General features: G+C 71.1%; 21 protein-coding genes. 10 read left to right on the forward strand and 11 right to left on the reverse strand.

Annotated features, from left to right (window positions below; all coding sequences use genetic code 11):
* Positions 1–55: 55 nt before the first annotated feature.
* Positions 56–1,006: a thiamine-phosphate kinase gene (locus N542_RS0119580; RefSeq protein ID WP_028645382.1), complete on the reverse strand. Its 951-nt coding sequence runs from the start codon at positions 1,004–1,006 to the stop codon at positions 56–58.
* Between the two features lie 88 nt (positions 1,007–1,094).
* On the opposite strand from N542_RS0119580, the gene N542_RS0119585 reads away from it, so the two are divergent.
* Both N542_RS0119585 and N542_RS0119590 read left to right on the forward strand, forming a co-directional pair.
* Positions 1,095–1,331 (forward strand): Lrp/AsnC family transcriptional regulator, encoded by a 237-nt coding sequence (locus N542_RS0119585; protein ID WP_028645383.1) that lies wholly within the window; start codon positions 1,095–1,097, stop codon positions 1,329–1,331.
* Positions 1,332–1,838 (forward strand): DUF3515 domain-containing protein, encoded by a 507-nt coding sequence (locus N542_RS0119590; protein ID WP_051552102.1) that lies wholly within the window; start codon positions 1,332–1,334, stop codon positions 1,836–1,838.
* A gap of 4 nt (positions 1,839–1,842) precedes the next feature.
* On the opposite strand, the gene N542_RS0119595 is transcribed toward N542_RS0119590, so the two are convergent.
* Positions 1,843–2,961 (reverse strand): D-alanine--D-alanine ligase family protein, encoded by a 1,119-nt coding sequence (locus N542_RS0119595; RefSeq protein ID WP_028645385.1) that lies wholly within the window; start codon positions 2,959–2,961, stop codon positions 1,843–1,845.
* 32 nt (positions 2,962–2,993) lie between these two features.
* Here N542_RS0119595 and N542_RS0119600 point away from each other — a divergent pair, with 32 nt between their 5' ends.
* The 3 genes from N542_RS0119600 to N542_RS26830 all read left to right on the forward strand — a co-directional run bounded on the left by N542_RS0119600 (position 2,994) and on the right by N542_RS26830 (position 5,370).
* On the forward strand, positions 2,994–4,097 hold the full coding sequence (locus tag N542_RS0119600; RefSeq protein WP_028645386.1) for a trans-sulfuration enzyme family protein: 1,104 nt from the start codon (positions 2,994–2,996) through the stop codon (positions 4,095–4,097).
* A gap of 77 nt (positions 4,098–4,174) precedes the next feature.
* Positions 4,175–4,717 (forward strand): RNA polymerase sigma factor, encoded by a 543-nt coding sequence (locus tag N542_RS25710; protein WP_036508988.1) that lies wholly within the window; start codon positions 4,175–4,177, stop codon positions 4,715–4,717.
* The gene (locus N542_RS26830; RefSeq protein ID WP_051552105.1) at positions 4,714–5,370 is read left to right on the forward strand and encodes an anti-sigma factor; all 657 of its coding nucleotides are present in this window, start codon (positions 4,714–4,716) and stop codon (positions 5,368–5,370) included. The genes N542_RS25710 and N542_RS26830 overlap by 4 nt, the downstream gene beginning before the upstream one ends.
* Positions 5,371–5,390: 20 nt before the next feature.
* Here N542_RS26830 and N542_RS0119615 read toward each other — a convergent pair whose 3' ends face one another.
* Complete coding sequence (locus tag N542_RS0119615) at positions 5,391–6,398, reverse strand: NAD(P)H-dependent glycerol-3-phosphate dehydrogenase (RefSeq protein ID WP_028645387.1); 1,008 nt, start codon at positions 6,396–6,398, stop codon at positions 5,391–5,393.
* Complete coding sequence (locus N542_RS25720) at positions 6,395–7,162, reverse strand: lysophospholipid acyltransferase family protein (protein WP_036508991.1); 768 nt, start codon at positions 7,160–7,162, stop codon at positions 6,395–6,397. The genes N542_RS0119615 and N542_RS25720 overlap by 4 nt, the downstream gene beginning before the upstream one ends.
* Positions 7,163–7,200: 38 nt before the next feature.
* Between N542_RS25720 and cofC the strand changes: the two genes are divergently transcribed.
* Positions 7,201–7,848 carry a 2-phospho-L-lactate guanylyltransferase gene (gene cofC, locus N542_RS0119625; RefSeq protein WP_028645388.1) on the forward strand — a complete coding sequence of 216 codons (648 nt, stop codon included), beginning with the start codon at positions 7,201–7,203 and terminating at the stop codon, positions 7,846–7,848.
* Between the two features lie 53 nt (positions 7,849–7,901).
* Here the strand turns inward: cofC and N542_RS0119630 are convergent, their stop codons facing one another.
* The 3 genes from N542_RS0119630 to leuC all read right to left on the reverse strand — a co-directional run bounded on the left by N542_RS0119630 (position 7,902) and on the right by leuC (position 10,903).
* Entirely contained in the window at positions 7,902–8,573 is a 672-nt protein-coding gene (locus tag N542_RS0119630; RefSeq protein WP_028645389.1) for an HU family DNA-binding protein, read from the reverse strand.
* Between the two features lie 297 nt (positions 8,574–8,870).
* Complete coding sequence (gene leuD, locus N542_RS0119635) at positions 8,871–9,479, reverse strand: 3-isopropylmalate dehydratase small subunit (protein WP_028645390.1); 609 nt, start codon at positions 9,477–9,479, stop codon at positions 8,871–8,873.
* 2 nt (positions 9,480–9,481) lie between these two features.
* Positions 9,482–10,903 carry a 3-isopropylmalate dehydratase large subunit gene (gene leuC / locus N542_RS0119640; RefSeq protein ID WP_028645391.1) on the reverse strand — a complete coding sequence of 474 codons (1,422 nt, stop codon included), beginning with the start codon at positions 10,901–10,903 and terminating at the stop codon, positions 9,482–9,484.
* Positions 10,904–10,991: 88 nt separating this feature from the next.
* Between leuC and N542_RS0119645 the strand changes: the two genes are divergently transcribed.
* Positions 10,992–11,714: an IclR family transcriptional regulator gene (locus N542_RS0119645; RefSeq protein WP_028645392.1), complete on the forward strand. Its 723-nt coding sequence runs from the start codon at positions 10,992–10,994 to the stop codon at positions 11,712–11,714.
* A 78-nt stretch (positions 11,715–11,792) separates the two neighbouring features.
* Here N542_RS0119645 and N542_RS0119650 read toward each other — a convergent pair whose 3' ends face one another.
* Complete coding sequence (locus N542_RS0119650) at positions 11,793–12,272, reverse strand: methylated-DNA--[protein]-cysteine S-methyltransferase (protein WP_028645393.1); 480 nt, start codon at positions 12,270–12,272, stop codon at positions 11,793–11,795.
* Position 12,273: 1 nt separating this feature from the next.
* The gene (locus N542_RS0119655) at positions 12,274–13,755 is read right to left on the reverse strand and encodes an AlkA N-terminal domain-containing protein (RefSeq protein WP_036508995.1); all 1,482 of its coding nucleotides are present in this window, start codon (positions 13,753–13,755) and stop codon (positions 12,274–12,276) included.
* A gap of 176 nt (positions 13,756–13,931) precedes the next feature.
* Here N542_RS0119655 and N542_RS25725 point away from each other — a divergent pair, with 176 nt between their 5' ends.
* The 3 genes from N542_RS25725 to N542_RS0119670 all read left to right on the forward strand — a co-directional run bounded on the left by N542_RS25725 (position 13,932) and on the right by N542_RS0119670 (position 17,542).
* Positions 13,932–14,999, forward strand: coding sequence for an LCP family protein (locus tag N542_RS25725; protein ID WP_081795382.1), 1,068 nt, complete (start codon positions 13,932–13,934; stop codon positions 14,997–14,999).
* A gap of 819 nt (positions 15,000–15,818) precedes the next feature.
* On the forward strand, positions 15,819–16,727 hold the full coding sequence (locus N542_RS0119665; protein ID WP_028645395.1) for an ATP-binding cassette domain-containing protein: 909 nt from the start codon (positions 15,819–15,821) through the stop codon (positions 16,725–16,727).
* A 71-nt stretch (positions 16,728–16,798) separates the two neighbouring features.
* On the forward strand, positions 16,799–17,542 hold the full coding sequence (locus N542_RS0119670; protein WP_197026035.1) for an ABC transporter permease: 744 nt from the start codon (positions 16,799–16,801) through the stop codon (positions 17,540–17,542).
* Positions 17,543–17,712: 170 nt separating this feature from the next.
* Here the strand turns inward: N542_RS0119670 and N542_RS0119675 are convergent, their stop codons facing one another.
* Positions 17,713–18,540: an undecaprenyl-diphosphate phosphatase gene (locus tag N542_RS0119675; RefSeq protein ID WP_197026049.1), complete on the reverse strand. Its 828-nt coding sequence runs from the start codon at positions 18,538–18,540 to the stop codon at positions 17,713–17,715.
* Positions 18,540–19,361, reverse strand: coding sequence for a COG4705 family protein (locus tag N542_RS25730; RefSeq protein WP_051552112.1), 822 nt, complete (start codon positions 19,359–19,361; stop codon positions 18,540–18,542). The genes N542_RS0119675 and N542_RS25730 overlap by 1 nt, the downstream gene beginning before the upstream one ends.
* Positions 19,362–19,398: the final 37 nt, after the last annotated feature.

Consider the following 19,398-nt stretch of genomic DNA (forward strand, 5'->3'; position numbering starts at 1 on the left):
GCACTTCCCGGCCGTTGCAACGCCCGAGAAGTGCAGGCAACGGCCGAGCGGTGGGTCAGAAGTGGGTCCAGCCGGTGGGTCCGTCGTACGCCGCGCCGTCGACCGTGACTCCGGCCCCGTCCGCCACGGCGCCGATGACCGCCCAGCCCTCCGGCACCGCGGCGACGTCCGCGAAGGTCGCCAGCAGGGCGTGGTCGTCACCACCGCCGAGGATGAACGAGAGCGGCTCCGCCCCGAGCGCGGCGCCGACGGCGTGCAGCGGCTCGGGGATGTCGAAGGCGGCGGCGTGGACGTCGATCGCGACCCCCGAGGCGTCGGCCAGGTGGCCGGCCTCGGCGAGCAGACCGTCGGAGATGTCGATGAGCGAGGTCGCCCCGGCCTCGGCGGCGACCCGCCCGGCGTCGTACGGCGGCTCCGGGCGTCGGTAGGCCTCGACCAGGACGCGCGGGGAGCGGAAGCCGCGGCCGAGCACCGCCAGCCCGCCGGCGGCCCAGCCCTGGCGCCCGCAGAGCGCGAGCACGTCACCGGGCCGGGCGCCGGAGCGCAGCACCGGCGACTCGGTGACGGCGCCGAGCACGGTCACCGCGATCACCACCTCGTCCGCGCGGGTCAGGTCGCCGCCGACCACGCTGGCGCCGACCAGGGCGCACTCCTCGGCGAAGCCGCGCGCGAAGTCGAGGGCCCACTGCACCGGCAGGTCGGCCGGCGCGGCGAGCCCCACGGTCAGCGAGGTGGCCCGGCCGCCCATGGCGTTGATGTCGGAGAGGTTCTGCGCGGCAGCCCGGTGTCCCACGTCGGCGGCCGAGGCCCAGTCCCGGCGGAAGTGCCGGCCCTCGACCATCAGGTCCGTGGACACGACCACGTGTCCGGTGCGGACCCGGAGCACGGCTGCGTCGTCGCCGGGACCGACCAGCACCTGCTCCCCCTGGGGGAAGAGCTCGACCAGCGCGGAGATCAGCCCGAACTCCCCCGCGTCGGCGAGAGTGGCATCAGGTGGGAACGGCATGAGCCCATCCCACCAGATGCGGCCGGAGGGACGTCACGGTAGGTTGGCCGACGGCACTGTGCTGTAGTCGAACCCTAGGGAGAGCTCGATGGTCGTCCAGGCGTACATCCTGATCCAGACCGATGTCGGCAAGGCCGCCGAGGTCGCGACCGCTATCGCCCAGGTCAAGGGCGTGACCCTCGCGGAGGACGTCACCGGGCCGTACGACGTGATCGTGCGCGCCGAGGCCCGCAACGTCGACGAGCTCGGCAAGCTGGTGGTCTCCAAGGTCCAGAACCTCGACGGCATCACCCGCACGCTGACCTGCCCGGTCGTGCACATCTGAGTGTCCGACCCCGCTCGCTCCCGACGCCCCGGATCCCTGTGGACCCGGGGCGTCGTCGCGTGCGCCGTCGTCCTGCTGGCCACCGGGTGCAGCAGCGGCCCGCCTGAGATCAGCACGCCCCGGCTCTCCGCCGCCGCCGCGCAGAGCTGCCGCGACCTCGTCGCCGACCTCCCCGACAGGCTTGCCGACGAGGACTCGGTCGAGGTCGCCGGAGACACGGCGTACGGCGCCGCCTGGGGCGACCCGGCGATCGTGCTGACGTGCGGGGTCGCCGCGGTCGACCTCACCGACCTCCCGGGGTGCACGGAGGTGGACGGCATCGGCTGGTTGCTGCCGCAGGACGAGGCCGGCGGCGACCGGGACGCCACCTTCACCGCCGACGGCTACCGGCCGCGGGTGCGGCTCGAGGTGCCCGAGGACTACCTGCCCGAGCAGGGTGCGGCGGCGCTCGCCGACCTGGCGCCGGTGCTCAAGCGGCACCTGAAGCTCTCGGAGCCCTGCCTCTGAGGCCTCAGCGCAGGCCGGTGTCGCGAGCCAGCGCGAGCCGGATGAGCCGGTCCACCAGCGCCGGGTAGTCGACGCCGGATGCGGCCCACATCTGCGGGTACATCGAGGTCGGGGTGAAGCCGGGCATCGTGTTGATCTCGTTGACGACCAGCGAGCCGTCCGGGAACACGAAGAAGTCCACCCGGGCCAGGCCCTCGCAGCCCACCGCCTCGAAGGCGCGTACGGCGAGCGCCCGCAACGACGCCGCCACCTCGTCGGGCAGGTCGGCCGGGATGTCGACCTCGGTGTGCTCGCCGGGCAGGTACTTCGCGGCGAAGTCGTAGAACTCATGGCCTCCACCGACGCGGAGCTCGGCGGGCAGGCTGGTCTCGGGCGTGCCGTCCAGGGCCTGCAGGACGCCGCACTCGACCTCGCGGGCACCCTCGGCGGCGGCCTCGACCAGGACCTTGGGATCCTCGCGCAGGGCCAGCTCGATCGCGTCGTCGAGCTCCGAGGCGTCGTGCACCTTGGAGATGCCGATGCTGGAGCCGCCGCGCGCGGGCTTCACGAAGAGCGGGTAGCCGATCTCGCCCGCGCGGGTCCTGCACTCGGCGGCGTCGGCGGCCCACTGGCGGGAGGTGACGTTGACCGAGGGCATCACGGGGAGCCCGGCGGCGGTCAGCAGGACCTTCATGTACGCCTTGTCCATGCTCACGGCCGATGCGAGCACACCGGCGCCGACGTAGCGCACGCCCGCCATCTCGAGCATGCCCTGGATCGTGCCGTCCTCGCCCCACGGTCCGTGCAGCAGCGGGAAGACGACATCGACGTCGCCCAGCGTGCGCGGCGGCTGGGACGGCTCGGTGACCACGAGGCTGGTCGAGGCACGGTCAGGGGCCAGGGCGATCGTGGCGCGTGCGCCGTCGACGCTGGGCAGCTGCTCGGGCGAGGTGATCCGCAACCGGTCGGGGTCGCCCGACTCCAGCACCCAGCGACCGTCGGTGGCGATGCCGATCGGCACCACGTCGTACTGCTCGCGGTCGATGGCCGCGAGCACGCTCCCGGCGGTGACGCACGAGATCGCGTGCTCGCTGGAGCGGCCGCCGAAGACGACGGCGACGCGGGGCTTGCTGTGCTGGTTCATCGCGACGACCCTATCGGCCTAGGGTTCTCCTCATGACTGCGGACTCGCCCACCCCCAGGCCCGCCACGATCGCCGTCACGGCCGGGCGGCCGCCCCACGAGCCGGACCAGCCGCTCAACACGCCGATCGTGATGGCGGCGACGTACGTCGCCGGTGGCGACCTGGAGTACGGCCGCTACGGCAACCCCACCTGGACCGCTCTGGAGGACACCCTGGGAGCGCTGGAGGGCGGTCGCTGCCTGACCTTCTCCTCCGGTCTCGCCGCGGTCTCGACGGTGCTCGACCTGGTCGGCCAGGGCGGCACGGTGGTGGCACCGGCCCACTCCTACACCGGCACGCTGCTGCAGCTCGCCGACCTGGAGTCGCGCGGCCGGATCCAGGTCCGGCTGGTCGACATCACCGACACTGCTGCGGTCGCGGCCGCCTGTGACGACGCGGCGCTCGTGTGGTTCGAGTCGCCGACCAACCCGGCGCTGGAGATCGCGGACATCGAGGCCATCGCGACGGCCGCCCACGAGGCGGGCGCGTACGTCGTGGTCGACAACACCTTCGCCACTCCCCTGCTGCAGCAGCCGCTGTCGCTGGGCGCCGACATCGTCGTGCACTCGGCCACGAAGTACATCGCCGGGCACAGCGACGTGCAGATGGGCGCGATCATGACCGCCGACGACGCGTTGTACGGCGTCCTCAAGGGCCGCCGGGACCTGCTCGGCGCGATCCCCGGGACGTTCGAGGCCTGGTTGACCCTGCGCGGCGTACGCACCCTGCACCTGCGGGTCGAGCGCGCGCAGGCCAACGCCGCCGACCTGGCGGGCCGACTCGCCGAGCATCCCGCGATCAGCCAGGTGCGCTACCCGGGCTTCGGCGCAATCGTCTCCGTGGTGCTCGCCGACGGCGCGGCAGCGGCCGACCTGTTCTGCCATCGGACCGAGTTGTGGATCCACGCCACGTCGCTCGGCGGGGTGGAGTCGACGCTGGAGCGGCGCCGCCGCTGGAAGGCCGAGCCGAGCACCATCCCCGAGGGCCTGGTCCGGCTCTCGGTCGGCATCGAGGACGTCGAGGACCTCTGGACGGATCTCGAGGCCGCGCTCCAGCACGTGACGAGCCGGGGTTCCTCCACCCCCGCCCTCGACTGAGGGTCTCCTTCCAGCGCACGTCCGACTGGTGACCGCGCCGAGGCAACCGAAGAGGCCCTCGGCTCCGAAGTACCTGCGTGGAGAGCGGACAGGCGATCGGTGCGCGGCTGGCGTCCCACGACCACGCTGCCCTGGAGGACGCCTACGCGACCTACGGGCCGTCGGTGCTCGCCTACCTGCGGCGGTACGTCGGGCCGGACGAGGCCGAGGACGTCCTGCAGCGCACGTTCCTGGACGTCTGGCGCAGTGCCGACCGCTACGACCCGCGGCAGCGCTTCTCCGGCTGGCTCTTCACGATCGCCCACCGACGCGCCGTCGACTCGCTGCGCAGCCGCCGGCAGCCGGTGGTCGACGTCGAGCAGGTCCGCGGCCTGGTCGGCGAGGACGGGCGCGAGACCGCCGAGCGCCACGCCGACGCCGCCGACCTCCGGGTCGCGCTCGACGCGCTGGCCGAGCACGAGCGCACCGTGCTGGAGCTCGCGTACTTCGCCGACCTGACGCAACGCGAGATCGCCGAGCGGCTCGGCGTACCGCTCGGCACGGTCAAGGCACGGGCCTCCCGCGGTCTGCGGCACCTGGCTGACAAGATGCGCGAGTCCGATGAAGGAGGTGACAGATGAGCCACCCCGACCTCGTCTCACTGCTGCACGGCGACGTGTCGAACGCCGACGCCCTCGCGGCCGGCGACCACCTCGCCGGGTGCGTGACCTGTCGCGACGAGCTCGCAGAGCTGACCGTCGGCCACGCCGTGCTGCTCGGCGCGGTCCGCACCGAGGGCGTACGACGTGACGACGCCCTGCCACCGCTCCGGACACCCGACAGGCGTCGACCGCGACGTCGCACCGTCCTGGCGGCCGTCGCCGCGGTCGTGGTCCTGGTGGCCGCCGCGACCTGCACCGGGCTGCTCCTCCGGTCGACCGACGAGCCGGCCGCGCCCCCTGCGTACGCCCAGGTCCGCCTGCAGCCCGTGACCGGGTCGGGGACCGGCACCGTGACGATGCAGCCCGACGGGCACCGGACCCTGATGACCCTGAGCACCGCCGGGCTGCCGGACGCCGGCGCGCACCGCTACTACTACGCCTGGCTGCTCGACCCGGGCACCAACAAGATGCTGCCGCTCGGTCAGGTCAGGGCCGACGGCACGGCGTCCTTCGACGTGACCAGCGGCCTCGTCGACGCGTACGCCGCGGTCGACGTCAGCGTCGAGCGTGACGACGGCGATCCGGCCCACTCGCCCACCTCGGTGCTGCGCGGCAGCTACGAGGGCCTCTGACGGCCGCTGGACGCTCCGGGTCAGTCCGTCTCGGCCTTGGTGTCGCGTGCGATGAAGGCGTCCATCATCTCCTGGGCGGTCATCCGACCGTCCACGAGCGCGTCGACGTACTGCGCGATCGGAGCATCCACACCGGTGCGGTGCGCCAGGGCGAGCAACGAGGAGCAGGACTTCGCGCCCTCGGCCACCTGTCGGGTCGAGGCGTAGATCTCGGCGGTGGTCATCCCCTGCCCGAGCCTCTCGCCGAAGGTCCGGTTGCGGGACAGCGGCGAGGAGCAGGTGGCGACCAGGTCGCCGAGCCCGGCCAGGCCCATCAGCGTCAGCGGGTTGGCGCCCAGGGCCATCGCCAGCCGGGCGGTCTCGGCGAGGCCGCGGGTGATCAGCGACGCCGTCGTGTTGTCGCCGAAGCCGAGGCCGACGGCCATGCCGACCGAGAGCGCGACGACGTTCTTGTAGGCGCCGCCCAGCTCGCATCCGAGCACGTCGACGCTGGTGTACGGCCGGAAGGCCGGCGAGTGGCAGCGTGACTGGAGCATCTTCGCGACGTCCTCGTCCTCGCAGGCCACCACGGACGCGGCCGGCTCGCGCCGGGCGATCTCCTTGGCCAGGTTGGGCCCGCTGACGACGGCGATCCGCTCCGGCCCGGCGTCGGTGATCTCGGCGATCACCTGGCTCATCCGCTCGAGGGTCCCGAGCTCGACGCCCTTCATCAGCGACACGAACGTCGCTCCGGGCTCGACGTACGGCGCCCACTGGGTGAGGTTCTCGCGCAGTGACTGCGACGGGGTCGCCAGCACCACCACGTCGGCGCCGTGCAGGGCCTTCTCGACGTCGTGGGTCGCCTGGATGGCCGGCGGGAGCTGGACGCCGGGCAGGTAGTCGGTGTTCTCCCGCTGGTCGTTGACCGTGGCGGCGACCTCCTCGCGCCGAGCCCAGAGGTTGACCTCGTTGCCGGCGTCGGCGAGGACGATCGAGAACGCCGTGCCCCAGGAGCCCGCTCCGAAGACCGCGACCTTGCCACTACTCATGCCGTGTCCTCTCGCGGTGACTTCTGGGGGTTGCCCATCTGCCGGATGCCCTGCTTCTTCATGTCGAACCGCTCGGCCGGCGCCGTCGCTCCCCGGACATCCTCGACGAGATGGGTGATCGCCGCCATGATCCGGTCGGTCGCCTCCTGGATCACGGCCGCTGTCCGAGGCTTCGCGACCAGGTCCGCGAGGTCGATCGGGGTGCCGACCTTCATGGTGATCCGCTTGCGCGGGACGAGGCTGGGCTTCTTGGAGTACGGCGCCAGGATCGCCTGGGCGCCCCACTGGCCGACGGGGATGACGGGGCAGCCCGTCTCGAGCGCAATGCGGGCGGCCCCGGACTTGCCGGTCATCGGCCACCCGTCCGGGTCGCGGGTCAGGGTGCCCTCCGGGTAGACGACGACACACTCCCCCGCGTTGACGGCAGCGACCGCGGCGTCGAAGGCGCCACCGGCGTTCTTGCTCATCCGCTCCACGGGGATCTGACCGGCAGCCCTGAGGAAGAAGCCCAGCACCTTGTTCTTGAACAGGCCCGACTTCGCCAGGTAGCGGGGCAGCCGGCCGTGGTCGTAGACGATGTGCGCCGCCGTCAGGGGGTCCACGTGGGAGACGTGGTTGAGCACGAGGATGAAGCCGCCCGTCGCCGGGATGTTCTCGCCGTCGATCCACTCGTGGGTGGTGGTGAGGAACAACGCGGGACGCACGATCGGCACGGCGAACCACCACGCCCAACCACGCTTCTGGGTCTGCTTCCGAACAACCACCTGCGCAGGCTAGTCCACGGCCTGACAGGATCGGGGCAATGTCTGCCCCGTCCGCCGTCCGCTACGCCGTCCTGGTGCCGGTCAAGCCGCCTGCCGTCGGCAAGTCGCGACTAGCCGGTCTCGACGGCGGGACGTCGCGGCGCCGGTTGGCGGAGTCGTTCGCACAGGACACGGTGCTCGCCTGCCTCCGCGCGGAGACCGTGCTCCAGGTCCTGGTGGTGACCGACGACGCCCAGTTCTCGCACGTGCTGTCGCAGCTGGGCTGCACGGCGATCCCCGACGGCGTGTCCGGCGACCTCAACGCCACGCTGCGCCAGGCCGCGGCGGAGGCGCACCGTCGCTGGCCCGACCTGGTGCCGGTCGCGATCTGCGCGGACCTGCCCTCGCTGCGCACCGCGGACCTGGACGAGGTGCTGGCGGGCCTGACGACGTCGTACCCCAGCTTCGTCCCGGACGCCGCGGGCATCGGCACCACGCTGTACGTCGCCGGCCACGACGGGTTCGACCCGCACTTCGGGCCGGAGTCCCGGGCCGCCCACCTCGACGCCGGCGCACGCGAGGTCGTCGACGCGCCCGCCTCGGTACGGCGTGACGTCGACGACCCGGACGACCTGGCGCAGGCCGTCGCCCTCGGCGTCGGCCCGAGCACCGCCGTTGCCCTGATCGCCGCGGGCCAGCAGCCCTGACGCAGAACGGGCCGCCACCCCGATGGGGTGACGGCCCGTTCGACGTGCTGCGATCAGGCCTTCTTCGCTGCGGCCTTCTTGGCCGGAGCCTTCTTCGCCGGAGCCTTCTTGGCGGGAGCCTTCTTGGCCACCGTCTTCTTGGCGGGAGCCGCCTTCTTGGCCGGCGCCGCCTTCTTCGCGGCAGACGCCTTCTTGGCGGGAGCCTTCTTCGCGGGAGCCGACTTCTTGGCGGGAGCCGACTTCTTGGCAGCCGGAGCCGCCTTCTTCGCCGGAGCCGCCTTCTTGGCCGGAGCCGACTTCTTGGCGGGTGCCGCCTTCTTGGCAGCCGGAGCCGCCTTCTTGGCCGGCGTGGTGGCCTTCTTCGCCGCTGCCGCCGCCTTCTTCGCGGGAGCCGTGGCCTTCTTGGCCGCCGGACCGGCCGCGGCCAGGGTCAGCTTCGGCAGCTTCTTGGCACCGGAGACGACGTTCTTCAGGTCCGCCCCGGCAGTGAACTTCGGCACCGCGGTCTTCTTCGCCTTGATCCGGGCGCCGGTCTGCGGGTTGCGCACCCAGCGGGCCTCACGAACGCGCTTCTCGAAGGAGCCGAAGCCGGTGATCGCCACCTTCTCCCCCTTCGCCACCTCCCGCGTGATCGTGTCCAGCACGGACTCGAGAGCGTGCGACGCCGCCTTCTTGTTGCCGTCGAAACGCGACGAGAGTGCCTCGATGAACTCTGACTTGTTCACTGTCTTCCCTTCCAGATGAACGCCTGTCGTCGAGCCCATGCTCGACTTTCTTCAAGGCACGCTAGGTAAGCGTGGCGGCACTCACAATCACCTGACGGCGTTTTGCGCCGTGTATTTGTTGAGGGCCGACCGCGCGTTGCCGCCTCTCACACCCTGCTCGCACACGCTCAGACCGGCTCAGCGGCGGGGAATTCGCAGCATTCGCCAGACCTGGCGATCCGCGCGCGAAAACGAACAATGCCGAGAATCTCCAACCAGTGCAGGGGATTCTCGGCATCGCTCAACCGTGAGCAGGCGTCAGACGGCGTGCAGCGTCACCGGCTTCCACGTCGGGCGCGTGGTCTCGAAAGCAGCGATATCGGCCTCGTGGCCGAGGGTGATGCCAATGTCGTCCAAACCTTCCAGCAGACGCCACCGCGTGTAGTCATCGATGTCGAAGGAGTCCTCGATCGCGTCGATCCCCGTGCCGGCGCGCACCGTGCGGGACTCGAGGTCGACCGTGACGGTGGCGCCGGGCTCGGCGTCGAGCAGGTCCCAGATCCGCTGGACGACCTTCTCGTCGACCTGCGCGGCGACCAGTCCGGCCTTGCCGGAGTTGCCCCGGAAGATGTCGCCGAAGCGCGGCGAGATGACGGCGCGGAAGCCGTAGTTCTGCAACGCCCACACGGCGTGCTCGCGCGACGAGCCGGTGCCGAAGTCGGGCCCCGCCACGAGCACCGAGCCGCCGGCGTACGCCTGGTTGTTGAGGACGAACGACGGGTCGTTGCGCCAGGCCGCGAAGAGGCCGTCCTCGAAGCCGGTGCGGGTGACCCGCTTGAGGTACTCGGCGGGGATGATCTGGTCGGTGTCGACGTTGCTGCGTCGCAGCGGCACGCCGACGCCGGTGTGGGACGTGAACTTGTCCATGGTCAGTTGCTCCCAACGGTGGCAGGCGTGAGGTCGGCGGGCGAGGAGAGCGTGCCGCGGATGGCGGTGGCTGCCGCGACCGGCACGGACACCAGGTGGGTGCGACCGCCCTTGCCCTGGCGGCCCTCGAAGTTGCGGTTGGAGGTGGATGCGCTGCGCTCGCCGGGCGCGATCGTGTCGGGGTTCATGCCCAGGCACATCGAGCAGCCGGCGCCACGCCACTCGGCGCCCGCCTGCTTGAAGATCACGTCGAGGCCCTCGCCCTCGGCCTGCAGGCGCACCCGGGCGGAGCCGGGGACCACGAGCATCCGGGTGTCCGCGGCGACGTGGTGGCCCTCGATGATGCTGGCGGCGAGGCGCAGGTCCTCGATGCGGCCGTTGGTGCACGAGCCGACGAACACCGTGTCCACCTTGACCTCGCGCATCGGGGTGCCGGCCTCGAGACCCATGTAGCGCAGGGCATTCTCGGCGGCGATCCTGTCCTGGACGTCGTCGAAGTCCTCGGGACCCGGGACGTTGGCGCCGAGCGGCACGCCCTGCCCGGGGTTGGTGCCCCAGGTGACGAACGGGGTCATCGTGGTCGCGTCCATCACGATCTCGCGGTCGAAGACCGCGTCGTCGTCGGTGCGCAGCGTCTGCCAGTGCGCGACCGCAACGTCCCAGTCGGCGCCCTTCGGAGCCTCCGGGCGGCCCTCGATGTAGTCGAAGGTCGTCTGGTCGGGCGCGATCATGCCGGCCTTCGCGCCCCACTCGATGGACATGTTGCAGACCGTCATCCGGCCCTCCATCGACAGCTCCTCGATGGCCTGGCCGCGGTACTCGACGATGTAGCCCTGGCCGCCACCGGTGCCGGCGTGGGCGATCAGCGCGAGGACCATGTCCTTGCCGGTCACGCCCTCGGGCAGGCTGCCGTCGATCGTCACCGACATCGTCTTCGGCTTGGCCTGCGGCAGCGTCTGCGTCGCGAGCACATGCTCGACCTCGGACGTGCCGATGCCGAAGGCGATGGCGCCGAACGCGCCGTGGGTGCTGGTGTGGCTGTCGCCGCAGACGATCGTCATGCCCGGCTGGGTGAGCCCGAGCTGCGGGCCGACCACGTGCACGATGCCCTGCTCGATGTCGCCCAGCGGGTGCAGGCGTACGCCGAACTCCTCGGCGTTGCGCCGCAACGTGTCGACCTGGGTCCGGGAGACCGGGTCGGCGATGGGCTTGTCCCAGTCGATCGTCGGGACGTTGTGGTCCTCGGTGGCGAGGGTCAGGTCGGGGCGGCGTACCCGCCGGCCGGCGAGGCGGAGACCGTCGAAGGCCTGCGGGGAGGTGACCTCGTGGATGAGGTGCAGGTCGACGTAGAGCAGGTCGGGCTCCCCGTCGACAGACCGGACGACGTGCTCGTCCCAGACCTTCTCGGCCAGGGTCTTGCCCATGACTGACTCCTCGGTGTTCGAACGTGTGGTGGCTACGTCACAGAGCGTAGCGCTTGCATCCCATGATCTGAGACGCCAGTATTGCCATATGGACAACACCAGCGGAGTCGGCGTGCTCGACAAGGCCGCTCTCGTGCTCACCGCCCTCGAGTCCGGACCGGCCACCCTCGCGGGTCTGGTCGCCGGCACCGGCCTCGCCCGGCCGACGGCGCACCGCCTCGCCGTCGCCCTCGAGCACCACCGTCTGGTCGCCCGCGACATGCAGGGCCGCTTCGTGCTCGGTCCCCGCCTCGCCGAGCTCTCCGCGGCCGCGGGCGAGGACCGGCTGCTCGCGACCGCCGGACCGGTGCTCGCGCGGCTGCGCGACATCACCGGCGAGTCCGCCCAGCTGTGGCGCCGCCAGGGCGAGCACCGTGTCTGCGTGGCCGCCGCGGAGCGCCCCAGCGGCCTGCGCGACACCATCCCGGTCGGCTCGCAGCTGACCATGCGCGCCGGGTCCGCCGCCCAGGTGCTGCTGGCCTGGGAAGACCCGGAGCGGATGCACCGAGGACTGCAGAACTCGGCGTTCTCCGCCGCCGCACTCTCCGGCATCCGCCGTCGCGGCTGGGCCCAGTCCGTCGGCGAGCGCGAGCAGGGCGTCGCCTCGGTCTCCGCGCCGGTGCGCTCCCCCGGCGGCAAGATCATCGCCGCCGTGTCGGTCTCCGGGCCCCTCGAGCGGCTCTCGCGCCAGCCGGGCCGGATGCACGCCCCGGCCGTCCTGGCCGCTGCCGAACGACTGTCCGAGTCGCTGCGTCGGGCTGCGGCTGAGTGACCGCGCGCGTCGAGACACCCAGAATGGCTGTGAATCGGTAGCTCAGACAGCCAGTTCTGGTGTCTCGACGCTCCGGCGTCAGAAGAGCGCGTCCTGCTCCAGCGCGAGCAGCAGCTGCTTGCGCGGCAGGCCGCCGGCGTACCCGGTCAGCGTGCCGTTGGCGCCGATGACGCGGTGGCACGGGATGACGATCGGGATCGGGTTGCGGCCGTTGGCCAGGCCGACGGCGCGCGAGGCGGCGTTGGTCATGCCCAGCCGGTGCGCGATCTCGCCGTACGACGCGGTCTCACCCCAGCCGACGCCGACCAGCTGGTCCCAGACCCGCCGTTGGAAGTCCGTGCCGACGGGGGCGAGCGGGAGGTCGAAGTCCTTGAGGTCGCGAGCGAAGTACGCCGTCAGCTGACGGACCGTCTCGACCAGCACCGGGTCGGTGTCGGAGCGCGCCCCGCGGACCCGGCCGTCGGAGTCGACGAACGGCGAGAACTCGATCGCGGTGATCGCGCCGTTGTGCTCGACGACGCGCAACGGTCCGATCGGTGAATCCATCACGGTCCACATGTCAGGGCTCCTTCGTGGGGTGAGTTTGCCAGAGGTAGAGCTGGGCGTAGGAGCGCCACGGCCTCCACGCGTCGGCGAGCCGGGCGGCGGCGGCCGGGTCGCGGCCGAGACGCACGAGCGCGTCGCGGATGCCGAGGTCGCTCGGCAGGAAGACGTCGGGATGCCCGAGCGCGCGCAGCGCGATGTAGTCGGCCGTCCAGGGACCGATGCCGGGCAGCTCCAGCAGGGCGCGGCGCACGTCGTCGCGGTCGGGTCCGCGGTCGAGCGCGATCGCGCCGGAGGCCAGCGCGGCGCACAGGGCGATCAGCGCGCGCCCGCGCGAACGGGGCATCGGCAGGTCCTCCGGGTCGAGCGCGGCCAGGGTCGCGGCATCGGGGAAGAGATGGGTGAGACCGTCGACGGGCTGGGCGAGCGGTCGCCCGTAGCGGGCCGCGAGGCGGCCGGCGACCGTGCGCGCCCCGGCGACGCTGACCTGCTGGCCGAGCACCGCCCGGACGGCGACCTCGTGCCCGTCGACGTGACCGGGCACGCGCAGCCCCGGCCACTGCCGCACGAGCGGACCGATCACCGGGTCGCCGGCGAACGCGTCCCCCACGGCCACCGGGTCGCAGTCGGCGTCGAGCAGCCGGCGCACGCGCTCGGTCGCGGCGCTGATGTCGCGCAGGTCCTCGAGCCTGAACGCGGCCGTGACGAAGGCGGTCTGCTGCGGCCGCGGCTCGTCGGGGATGTCCAGCCGCACGGTGCCGGAGCCGTGCGGCAGCGCGAGGGTGCGCGCGTACCAACCCTCCCCCGCCGCCTCGACGCCCGGCACCGCGCGCAGCGCGAGGAAGTCCAGCAGCTGCCGCCCGGCGTACGGCGTGCGCACGGCGAGCCGCATCACGACGGTGCCCGTGGCCGGCCGGCCGCCGCGACGTCCGCGCAGGTCGGTCGGCGAGGACGCGTAGACCTCGCGGACGGTCTCGTTGAACTGCCGCACGCTGGAGAAGCCGGCCGCGAACGCGATGTCGGCGTAGGTGAGGTCGGTGGTCTCGATCAGGATGCGCGCGGTCTGCGCCCGTCGTGCGCGGGCCAGCGCCAGCGGGCCTGCTCCCAGCTCGGAGGTGAGGATCCGGCCGAGGTGGCGTGAGGTGTAGCCGACCCGGCCGGCGAGCCCCTCGACGCCCTCGCGGTCGACGACGCCGTCCGCGATCAACCGCATCGCGCGCCCGGCCGCGGTGGCGGCGACGTCCCAGTCGGGGCTGCCCGGCGTCGCGTCGGGCAGGCAGCGCTTGCACGCGCGGTATCCCGCGGCCTGGGCGGAGGCGGCGCTCGGGTGGAAGGTGACGTTGTGGAAGCCGGGGGTGCGCGCGGGACAGGACGGCCGGCAGTAGATGCCGGTGGTGCGCACCGCGGTGTAGAAGACGCCGTCGAAGCGGCGGTCCCGAGACTTCACCGCGCGGTAGCAGGACTCGGCGTCCAGGCGGGTCTGGAGGGTCGGGCTCATGCCCCCATCCTCTCCCACGACATCGACCTGCTCTGGCGGGAATCGGACATTGCTGGCAGCACCACGCGCGGGGTGGTGATGGGGCTCCACTTGCTCGTCACCGCAGCTGTCGTAGGTCGCGCCCAGTAATCTGACCCAGCCGGATCCTGTGATCCGCGGGGAGAGGAGCCCGGATCGTGGTCAAGGCGACCCGTAGTCATCGACGCACCGCGTGGCGGGTCATCATCGTGGCCGAGCTCGTCATCGCGCTGATCACCGGTGCCACCGTGGTGTTCGCCTACAACCACGTCAACGGCCGGATCAGGCCGGGAGCCCCGATCCCGCACCAGATCGATCCGCCGCCGGCCACGTCGGCGCTCAACATTCTCGTGATGGGCTCGGACGCCCGCGACTGCGACGGTTGCGGGATCGACAGCGAGTCCGGCGAGGGTGGCTCCGACACCACGATGCTGATCCACGTCGCGGACGGCCGGAGGTCGGCGTACGGCATCTCGATCCCGCGCGACACGCTGGTCGACCGGCCCGACTGCACGGTGGACGGCAAGACGGTGCCCGGCGCGAAGGACGCGCAGTGGAACGACGCGTACGCGCTCGGGGGTCCGACGTGCACGGTGGAGCAGCTCGAGGCTCTCACCGGCATCTACGTCAACGACTACATCACCGTGGACTTCGGCGGCTTCAAGGAGATGGTCGACGCGGTCGGCGGTGTCGAGGTCTGCATCCCGAAGGACGTCGACGACGAGGTCGCCAACATCCACTTCGACGCCGGCACCCAGAAGCTCAGCGGCAAGCAGGCGCTCAAGTACGTGCGCGAGCGGCACTCCACCGCCAACTCCGACCTCGGCCGGATGAAGCGGCAGCAGGCCTTCATCTCGTCCATGCTCGCCACGGTGATGTCCGCGGGCACGCTGACGCGTCCCGACAAGCTGGTCAGCTTCGCGAGCGCGCTGGCAGGCTCCATCTCGACCAACCCCGAGATCGCGAGCGCCGGCAAGCTGGTCGACCTGGCCGGGTCGCTGAAGGGCGCCAACCTGGCGCACATCCGGTTCGTGACCGCGCCGACCACCGACTTCCCTCGCGACGACCCGAACTGGGGCCGGCTGCAGCTCACCCCCGAGGCGGAGTCGCTGTGGCGCAAGGTCAAGAAGGACAAGCCGCTCGGCACGCTCGCCAAGGGCGCGATCAGCGGCAAGCACCCGAGCGGCACCAAGACCGAGGCCGCCGCGAACGGGCTCTGCAGCTAGGCCGGGTGCCGGCCAGCGGCCCGATGGGGCTCTCTCGTTCGGGCTGCACGGGGCCGCCGGTGGCGGTCGCTCGGGGTCGCCGGTGACAGTCGCCCCGGGCAGCGGTGCGAGATCCACGTTCTGCCGGCCAGAAACGGTGGATCCGCCACCGCCCACCGGGGTCACCCGCACGGCCGCCCGGGCAGCGGTGCGAGATCCACGCTCTGCCGGCGAGAAACGGTGGATCCGCCACCGCCCACCGGGGTCGCTGGCAGGTGGCGGTGGGAGATCCACGGGTGTGCGGGCGACAAAGCGTGGAAAGGTCACCGCCCACCCGGGTCATCGGCGCGCTCATGACCCCGAGCTCGTCGGCTCCCCCGAGTCGGCGGAGCTGAGACTCCAGATCGACGGGAGAACGACGAAGGTGTCGTCGGACGACGCTTGAAATCACTGAAAGGCCAGGTCAGAGGCACATTCGGCGAGCGGGCGTCGTTGGCCGATGTGGACGGTTTCTGGTGCTCGCGTTGCCCCAGTGTTGCCCCAGGGCATCACTGTGCAGGTCGGCCGACCGCAGCGACTTCGCAGTCTCGCCCCGGTCGCGAACGGCTCGTAGTCCGAGTGCTGCCCGGGCGCGGACGTACCCGATCTCTGCTTCAGGGCCGGATCACGTGCGCGAGGACGGTCAGGTTGTTGGCAGATGGGAGCACCTAGCGTCAGGGGTGTGAGCTTCCGGATACCGGGTGCTCGCGTCCCCGAGAGCCGCGCAGACGTACTCAACATCCACTGATCTGGCCGCCAGAGGCCGAGGCATGAACTTCGCGCATACGAAGGCGAGTCGAGATGATCGAAGCAATCGCGTTGACCAAAAGGTACGACGAGAAGGTGGCTGTCGACAGGCTCACGTTCACGGTCCGACCCGGGATCGTCACCGGCTTCCTAGGCCCTAACGGCGCCGGGAAGTCGACGACCATGCGGATGATGCTAGGCCTGGACCTGCCGTCGTCGGGGTCGGTGCTGATCAACGGGAAGCGGTACGCCGAGCATGCGGCACCGATGAACGAGGTCGGCGCGCTGCTCGAGGCGCGCGCGGTCCATCCCGGTCGGAGCGCCCGCAATCACCTCTTGTCGCTGGCGCTCACCTCCGGCATCAGTCGTGCCCGCGTCGACCAGGTGCTGGACATGGTGGGCCTGACCGGGGTCGCCCACAAGCGCGTCGGCGGGTTCTCGCTCGGCATGGGTCAGCGGCTCGGAGTTGCCGCTGCGCTCCTCGGGGACCCGCACACCCTGATCCTCGACGAGCCGGTCAACGGGCTGGACCTGGATGGCATCCGTTGGATCCGGGCGTTGCTCACCAGGCTGGCTGAGGAAGGACGCACGGTGTTCCTGTCCTCGCACCTCATGAGTGAAATGGCTGTGACCGCTGATCACGTCGTTGTGATCGGCAAGGGCCGCTTGCTCCGCGACCAGCCCATGGCCGACTTCATCCGCGAAGCGTCCGTCGAGTCTGTACGAGTCGTCTCACCGGAAGCCGGCCGCCTGGCCGGGATGCTGAGGACCTCGGGGGCGACGGTGACGGTCGGCCCCGATGGGTCTTTGACGGTCGAGGCGGCCACCAGCAGGGAGATCGGCATCGCCGCCGCCACAGCCGGCATCACGTTGTGGGAGTTGGCCCCTCAGGTGGGCTCCCTCGAGAACGCCTACCTCGCTCTCACCCGCGACTCACTCGACTACGAGGACACCGCCTCATGAGTCTCGAGACCGCGAGCGGCAGCATCGTCCGAGCTGCCGGGCGGGTCGACGGACCGGTAACGCAACGCGGCGTGATCGCATCCGAATGGTTGAAGCTCCGCAGCCTGCGCTCGACGCTGCTCGTCCTAGCCGCGGCCGTCGTCGGCATGATCGTCCTGGGAGCCGTCATCGCCTACAACACCCGCAACCCAGCTGGCCTCGATCCGGAGGACGTCGTCGCATCAGGCCCTCTCCAGGGCTACTACCTGGGCCAGTTGCTGATGGCGGCGCTCGGCGTCCTGGTGGTCAGCGGCGAGTACAGCTCCGGCATGATCCGCGCGACCATGGCCGCCGTCCCGAGGCGGCTGCCGGTCCTGCTCGCCAAGGCGATTGTCTTCACCACCGTCGTCGGGATCTCGATGATCGCTGCAGCCGTCGTCGCGTTCCTCGTCGCGCAGGCAGTCCTCTCTGGCCACCGACCGACCTACAGCCTCAGCGACGGGAGCACGCTGCGAGTCGTGATCGGCACCGGGGTCTATCTCACGCTGGTGGGGCTCATCGGAAGCTCCCTGGCCTGGATCGTCCGCAGCACTCCCGGGGCGCTGGTGGCCACGTACGCAGTCATTCTCGTCGTCCCGATCCTGCTCGAGCTCGTGTTCCCGAGCTGGGGCAACTACATCGCGGCCTACCTGCCGACCGGTGCGGGACAGAGCTTCTCCACCTCCCTCCCGGCGCCCCACGGCCTCTCTCCATGGATCGGACTGGCGGTCATGCTCGGCTGGGTCCTCGCGGGCATGTCCGCCGCGGCGGTCGTCCTCAAGCGCAGGGACGTGTGAGCGGTCGGTTGTGACCCCCCATTGGGGCTCCCCCTCCGCACCTCCGGCGCAAGGAAGTCAGCTGCCGCCCCCGCCCTCCTGAGCAGATCCACGCGTTGCAGGTTCACGCGGACTGTCAGGCTGGGCGTCCGACGTCGTGGGTGTTGCCTTCTCGAGCCCGAGTGATCCGTTCAAGCAGCAACGGCTCCGGCCACCAGAAGTGCGACGAGTAGCACCGCGACACCGAGCCGGTAGAAGACGAACAGGTCGAAAGAATGCCGTGCGACGTACCGCAACAGCCATGAGATCGTGGCGTAGGCGACCACGAACGAGGTGACCGTGCCCACGACGACCGGGCCGGCGCCGACGTCGCCGCCAACCGCGTCCTTCAGTTCATAGATCCCTGCGCCGGTCAATGCCGGGATCGAGAGGAAGAAGGAGAGCCGCGTCGCTGCCACCCGGTCGAGGCCGCGGAGCAGCCCCGTCGAGATGGTCGCGCCGGAGCGCGAGAAGCCCGGGAAGAGCAACGCCAGTACCTGCGCCGCACCGACCACGACGGCGTCGACGGCGGTGATCTCCGACTCCGCTCGCTCGTGCGAGCCGACCCGGTCCGCCACCCACATGAACGCGCTGCCCGCGACCAGTGCGGCGGCGACCACCCACAGCGAGGCCAGCGGGCCGTCGATGAACGGCTTCGCGAGCAGCCCGACCACCACGACCGGGATCGTCGCCCAGACGATCCACCAGGCGAACCGGTAGTCCGGATCGGTACGCCGCTCGCGGCTGGCGAGGCCACGGACCCATGCGGTCGCGAGCCGGACGATGTCGCGTGCGAAGTAGACGAGCACCGCCGCGATCGCGCCCATCTGGATGACCGCGGTGAAGCCGACGACACTGTCGTCGGCGACGTCGATGCCCATCAGGCTCTCGACGATCTTGAGGTGCCCGGTGGAGCTGACGGGGAGGAACTCCGTGAGCCCCTCGACGACACCGAGGACCACGGCCTGCCAGAGGTCGATCACAAGCCGGCGTCCACGGGGATCGGCTTCTGGATGTCGTGCCCGGACCGGTGCGCGTACGTCACGAGAACGGCGATCGCGATGACCAGGATCGCCGTGAGCCGCAGGTCGCCGAAGCCCAGCCCGCCACCGATGTCGTGGTCCTTGCCGATCCAGTCGGCGAAGGACGCCCCGAGGGGCCGGGTCAGCACGTACGCGGCCCAGAAGCACAGAGTGGCATTGGCTCCGAGCCGCCACGCGACGAGCGGCACCATCATCGCGGCGAGGAAGAAGAGACCCGCGGCGAAGAAGCCGAGGTTCATGGTCAGGCCCACGAGGTCTCCGACCGCCGTACCCAGCGCGAACGTCGCCAGCACCGTGGCCAAGTAGAAGCGCTCCCGACGACGAGTGTCGATGTGGTGGATCGACAGCGTCCCCTCCGACCGGTGCCACCAGGTGAAGAGCACGGCGACCACGGCCGCGTAGAACGCCGAGGTGATGTAGTAGGACAGCCCCGTCGCCACGTGCAGGACGTCGGCGACGATCGTGCCGAACACGGCAACCATCGACACACAGAACCAGTACGTCGGCGCGTGGTAGCGGTCGCTGCGCAGCTGCAGCCGCAGTGCGAGGAGGAAGCCGCCGACCCCGATGATCCCACCGAGGACGAGACTGGTCTCACCGAGGCCGTCCGAGGCAGCCTCTCCCATCCCGGTGGTCAGGACCTTGATGACCCAGAAGAGCGCCGTGATCTCAGGGACCTTGGCGGCGACCGGTTCGAGGCGAGAGGGACGGCGGTGGGAGTCAAGGGCGGCGGCGGGCGCCTCGGAGATCGGCTTCACGGGCTGGACGCTAGGTGTCACCACCTGTCTGTAACCT

Origin of the sequence: Nocardioides sp. URHA0020 (assembly GCF_000620705.1) — a bacterium.
GTDB lineage: Bacteria > Actinomycetota > Actinomycetes > Propionibacteriales > Nocardioidaceae > Nocardioides.

Bases quoted from the DNA above. Each gene is read 5' to 3' on its own strand.
- N542_RS0119580 (WP_028645382.1), bottom strand. From the start codon at position 1,006: ATGCCGTTCCCACCTGATGCCACTCTCGCCGACGCGGGGGAGTTCGGG.
- N542_RS0119585 (WP_028645383.1), top strand. From the start codon at position 1,095: ATGGTCGTCCAGGCGTACATCCTGATCCAGACCGATGTCGGCAAGGCC.
- N542_RS0119595 (WP_028645385.1), bottom strand. From the start codon at position 2,961: ATGAACCAGCACAGCAAGCCCCGCGTCGCCGTCGTCTTCGGCGGCCGC.
- N542_RS0119600 (WP_028645386.1), top strand. From the start codon at position 2,994: ATGACTGCGGACTCGCCCACCCCCAGGCCCGCCACGATCGCCGTCACG.
- N542_RS26830 (WP_051552105.1), top strand. From the start codon at position 4,714: ATGAGCCACCCCGACCTCGTCTCACTGCTGCACGGCGACGTGTCGAAC.
- N542_RS0119615 (WP_028645387.1), bottom strand. From the start codon at position 6,398: ATGAGTAGTGGCAAGGTCGCGGTCTTCGGAGCGGGCTCCTGGGGCACG.
- cofC (WP_028645388.1), top strand. From the start codon at position 7,201: ATGTCTGCCCCGTCCGCCGTCCGCTACGCCGTCCTGGTGCCGGTCAAG.
- leuD (WP_028645390.1), bottom strand. From the start codon at position 9,479: ATGGACAAGTTCACGTCCCACACCGGCGTCGGCGTGCCGCTGCGACGC.
- leuC (WP_028645391.1), bottom strand. From the start codon at position 10,903: ATGGGCAAGACCCTGGCCGAGAAGGTCTGGGACGAGCACGTCGTCCGG.
- N542_RS0119645 (WP_028645392.1), top strand. From the start codon at position 10,992: ATGGACAACACCAGCGGAGTCGGCGTGCTCGACAAGGCCGCTCTCGTG.
- N542_RS0119650 (WP_028645393.1), bottom strand. From the start codon at position 12,272: ATGTGGACCGTGATGGATTCACCGATCGGACCGTTGCGCGTCGTCGAG.
- N542_RS0119655 (WP_036508995.1), bottom strand. From the start codon at position 13,755: ATGAGCCCGACCCTCCAGACCCGCCTGGACGCCGAGTCCTGCTACCGC.
- N542_RS0119665 (WP_028645395.1), top strand. From the start codon at position 15,819: ATGATCGAAGCAATCGCGTTGACCAAAAGGTACGACGAGAAGGTGGCT.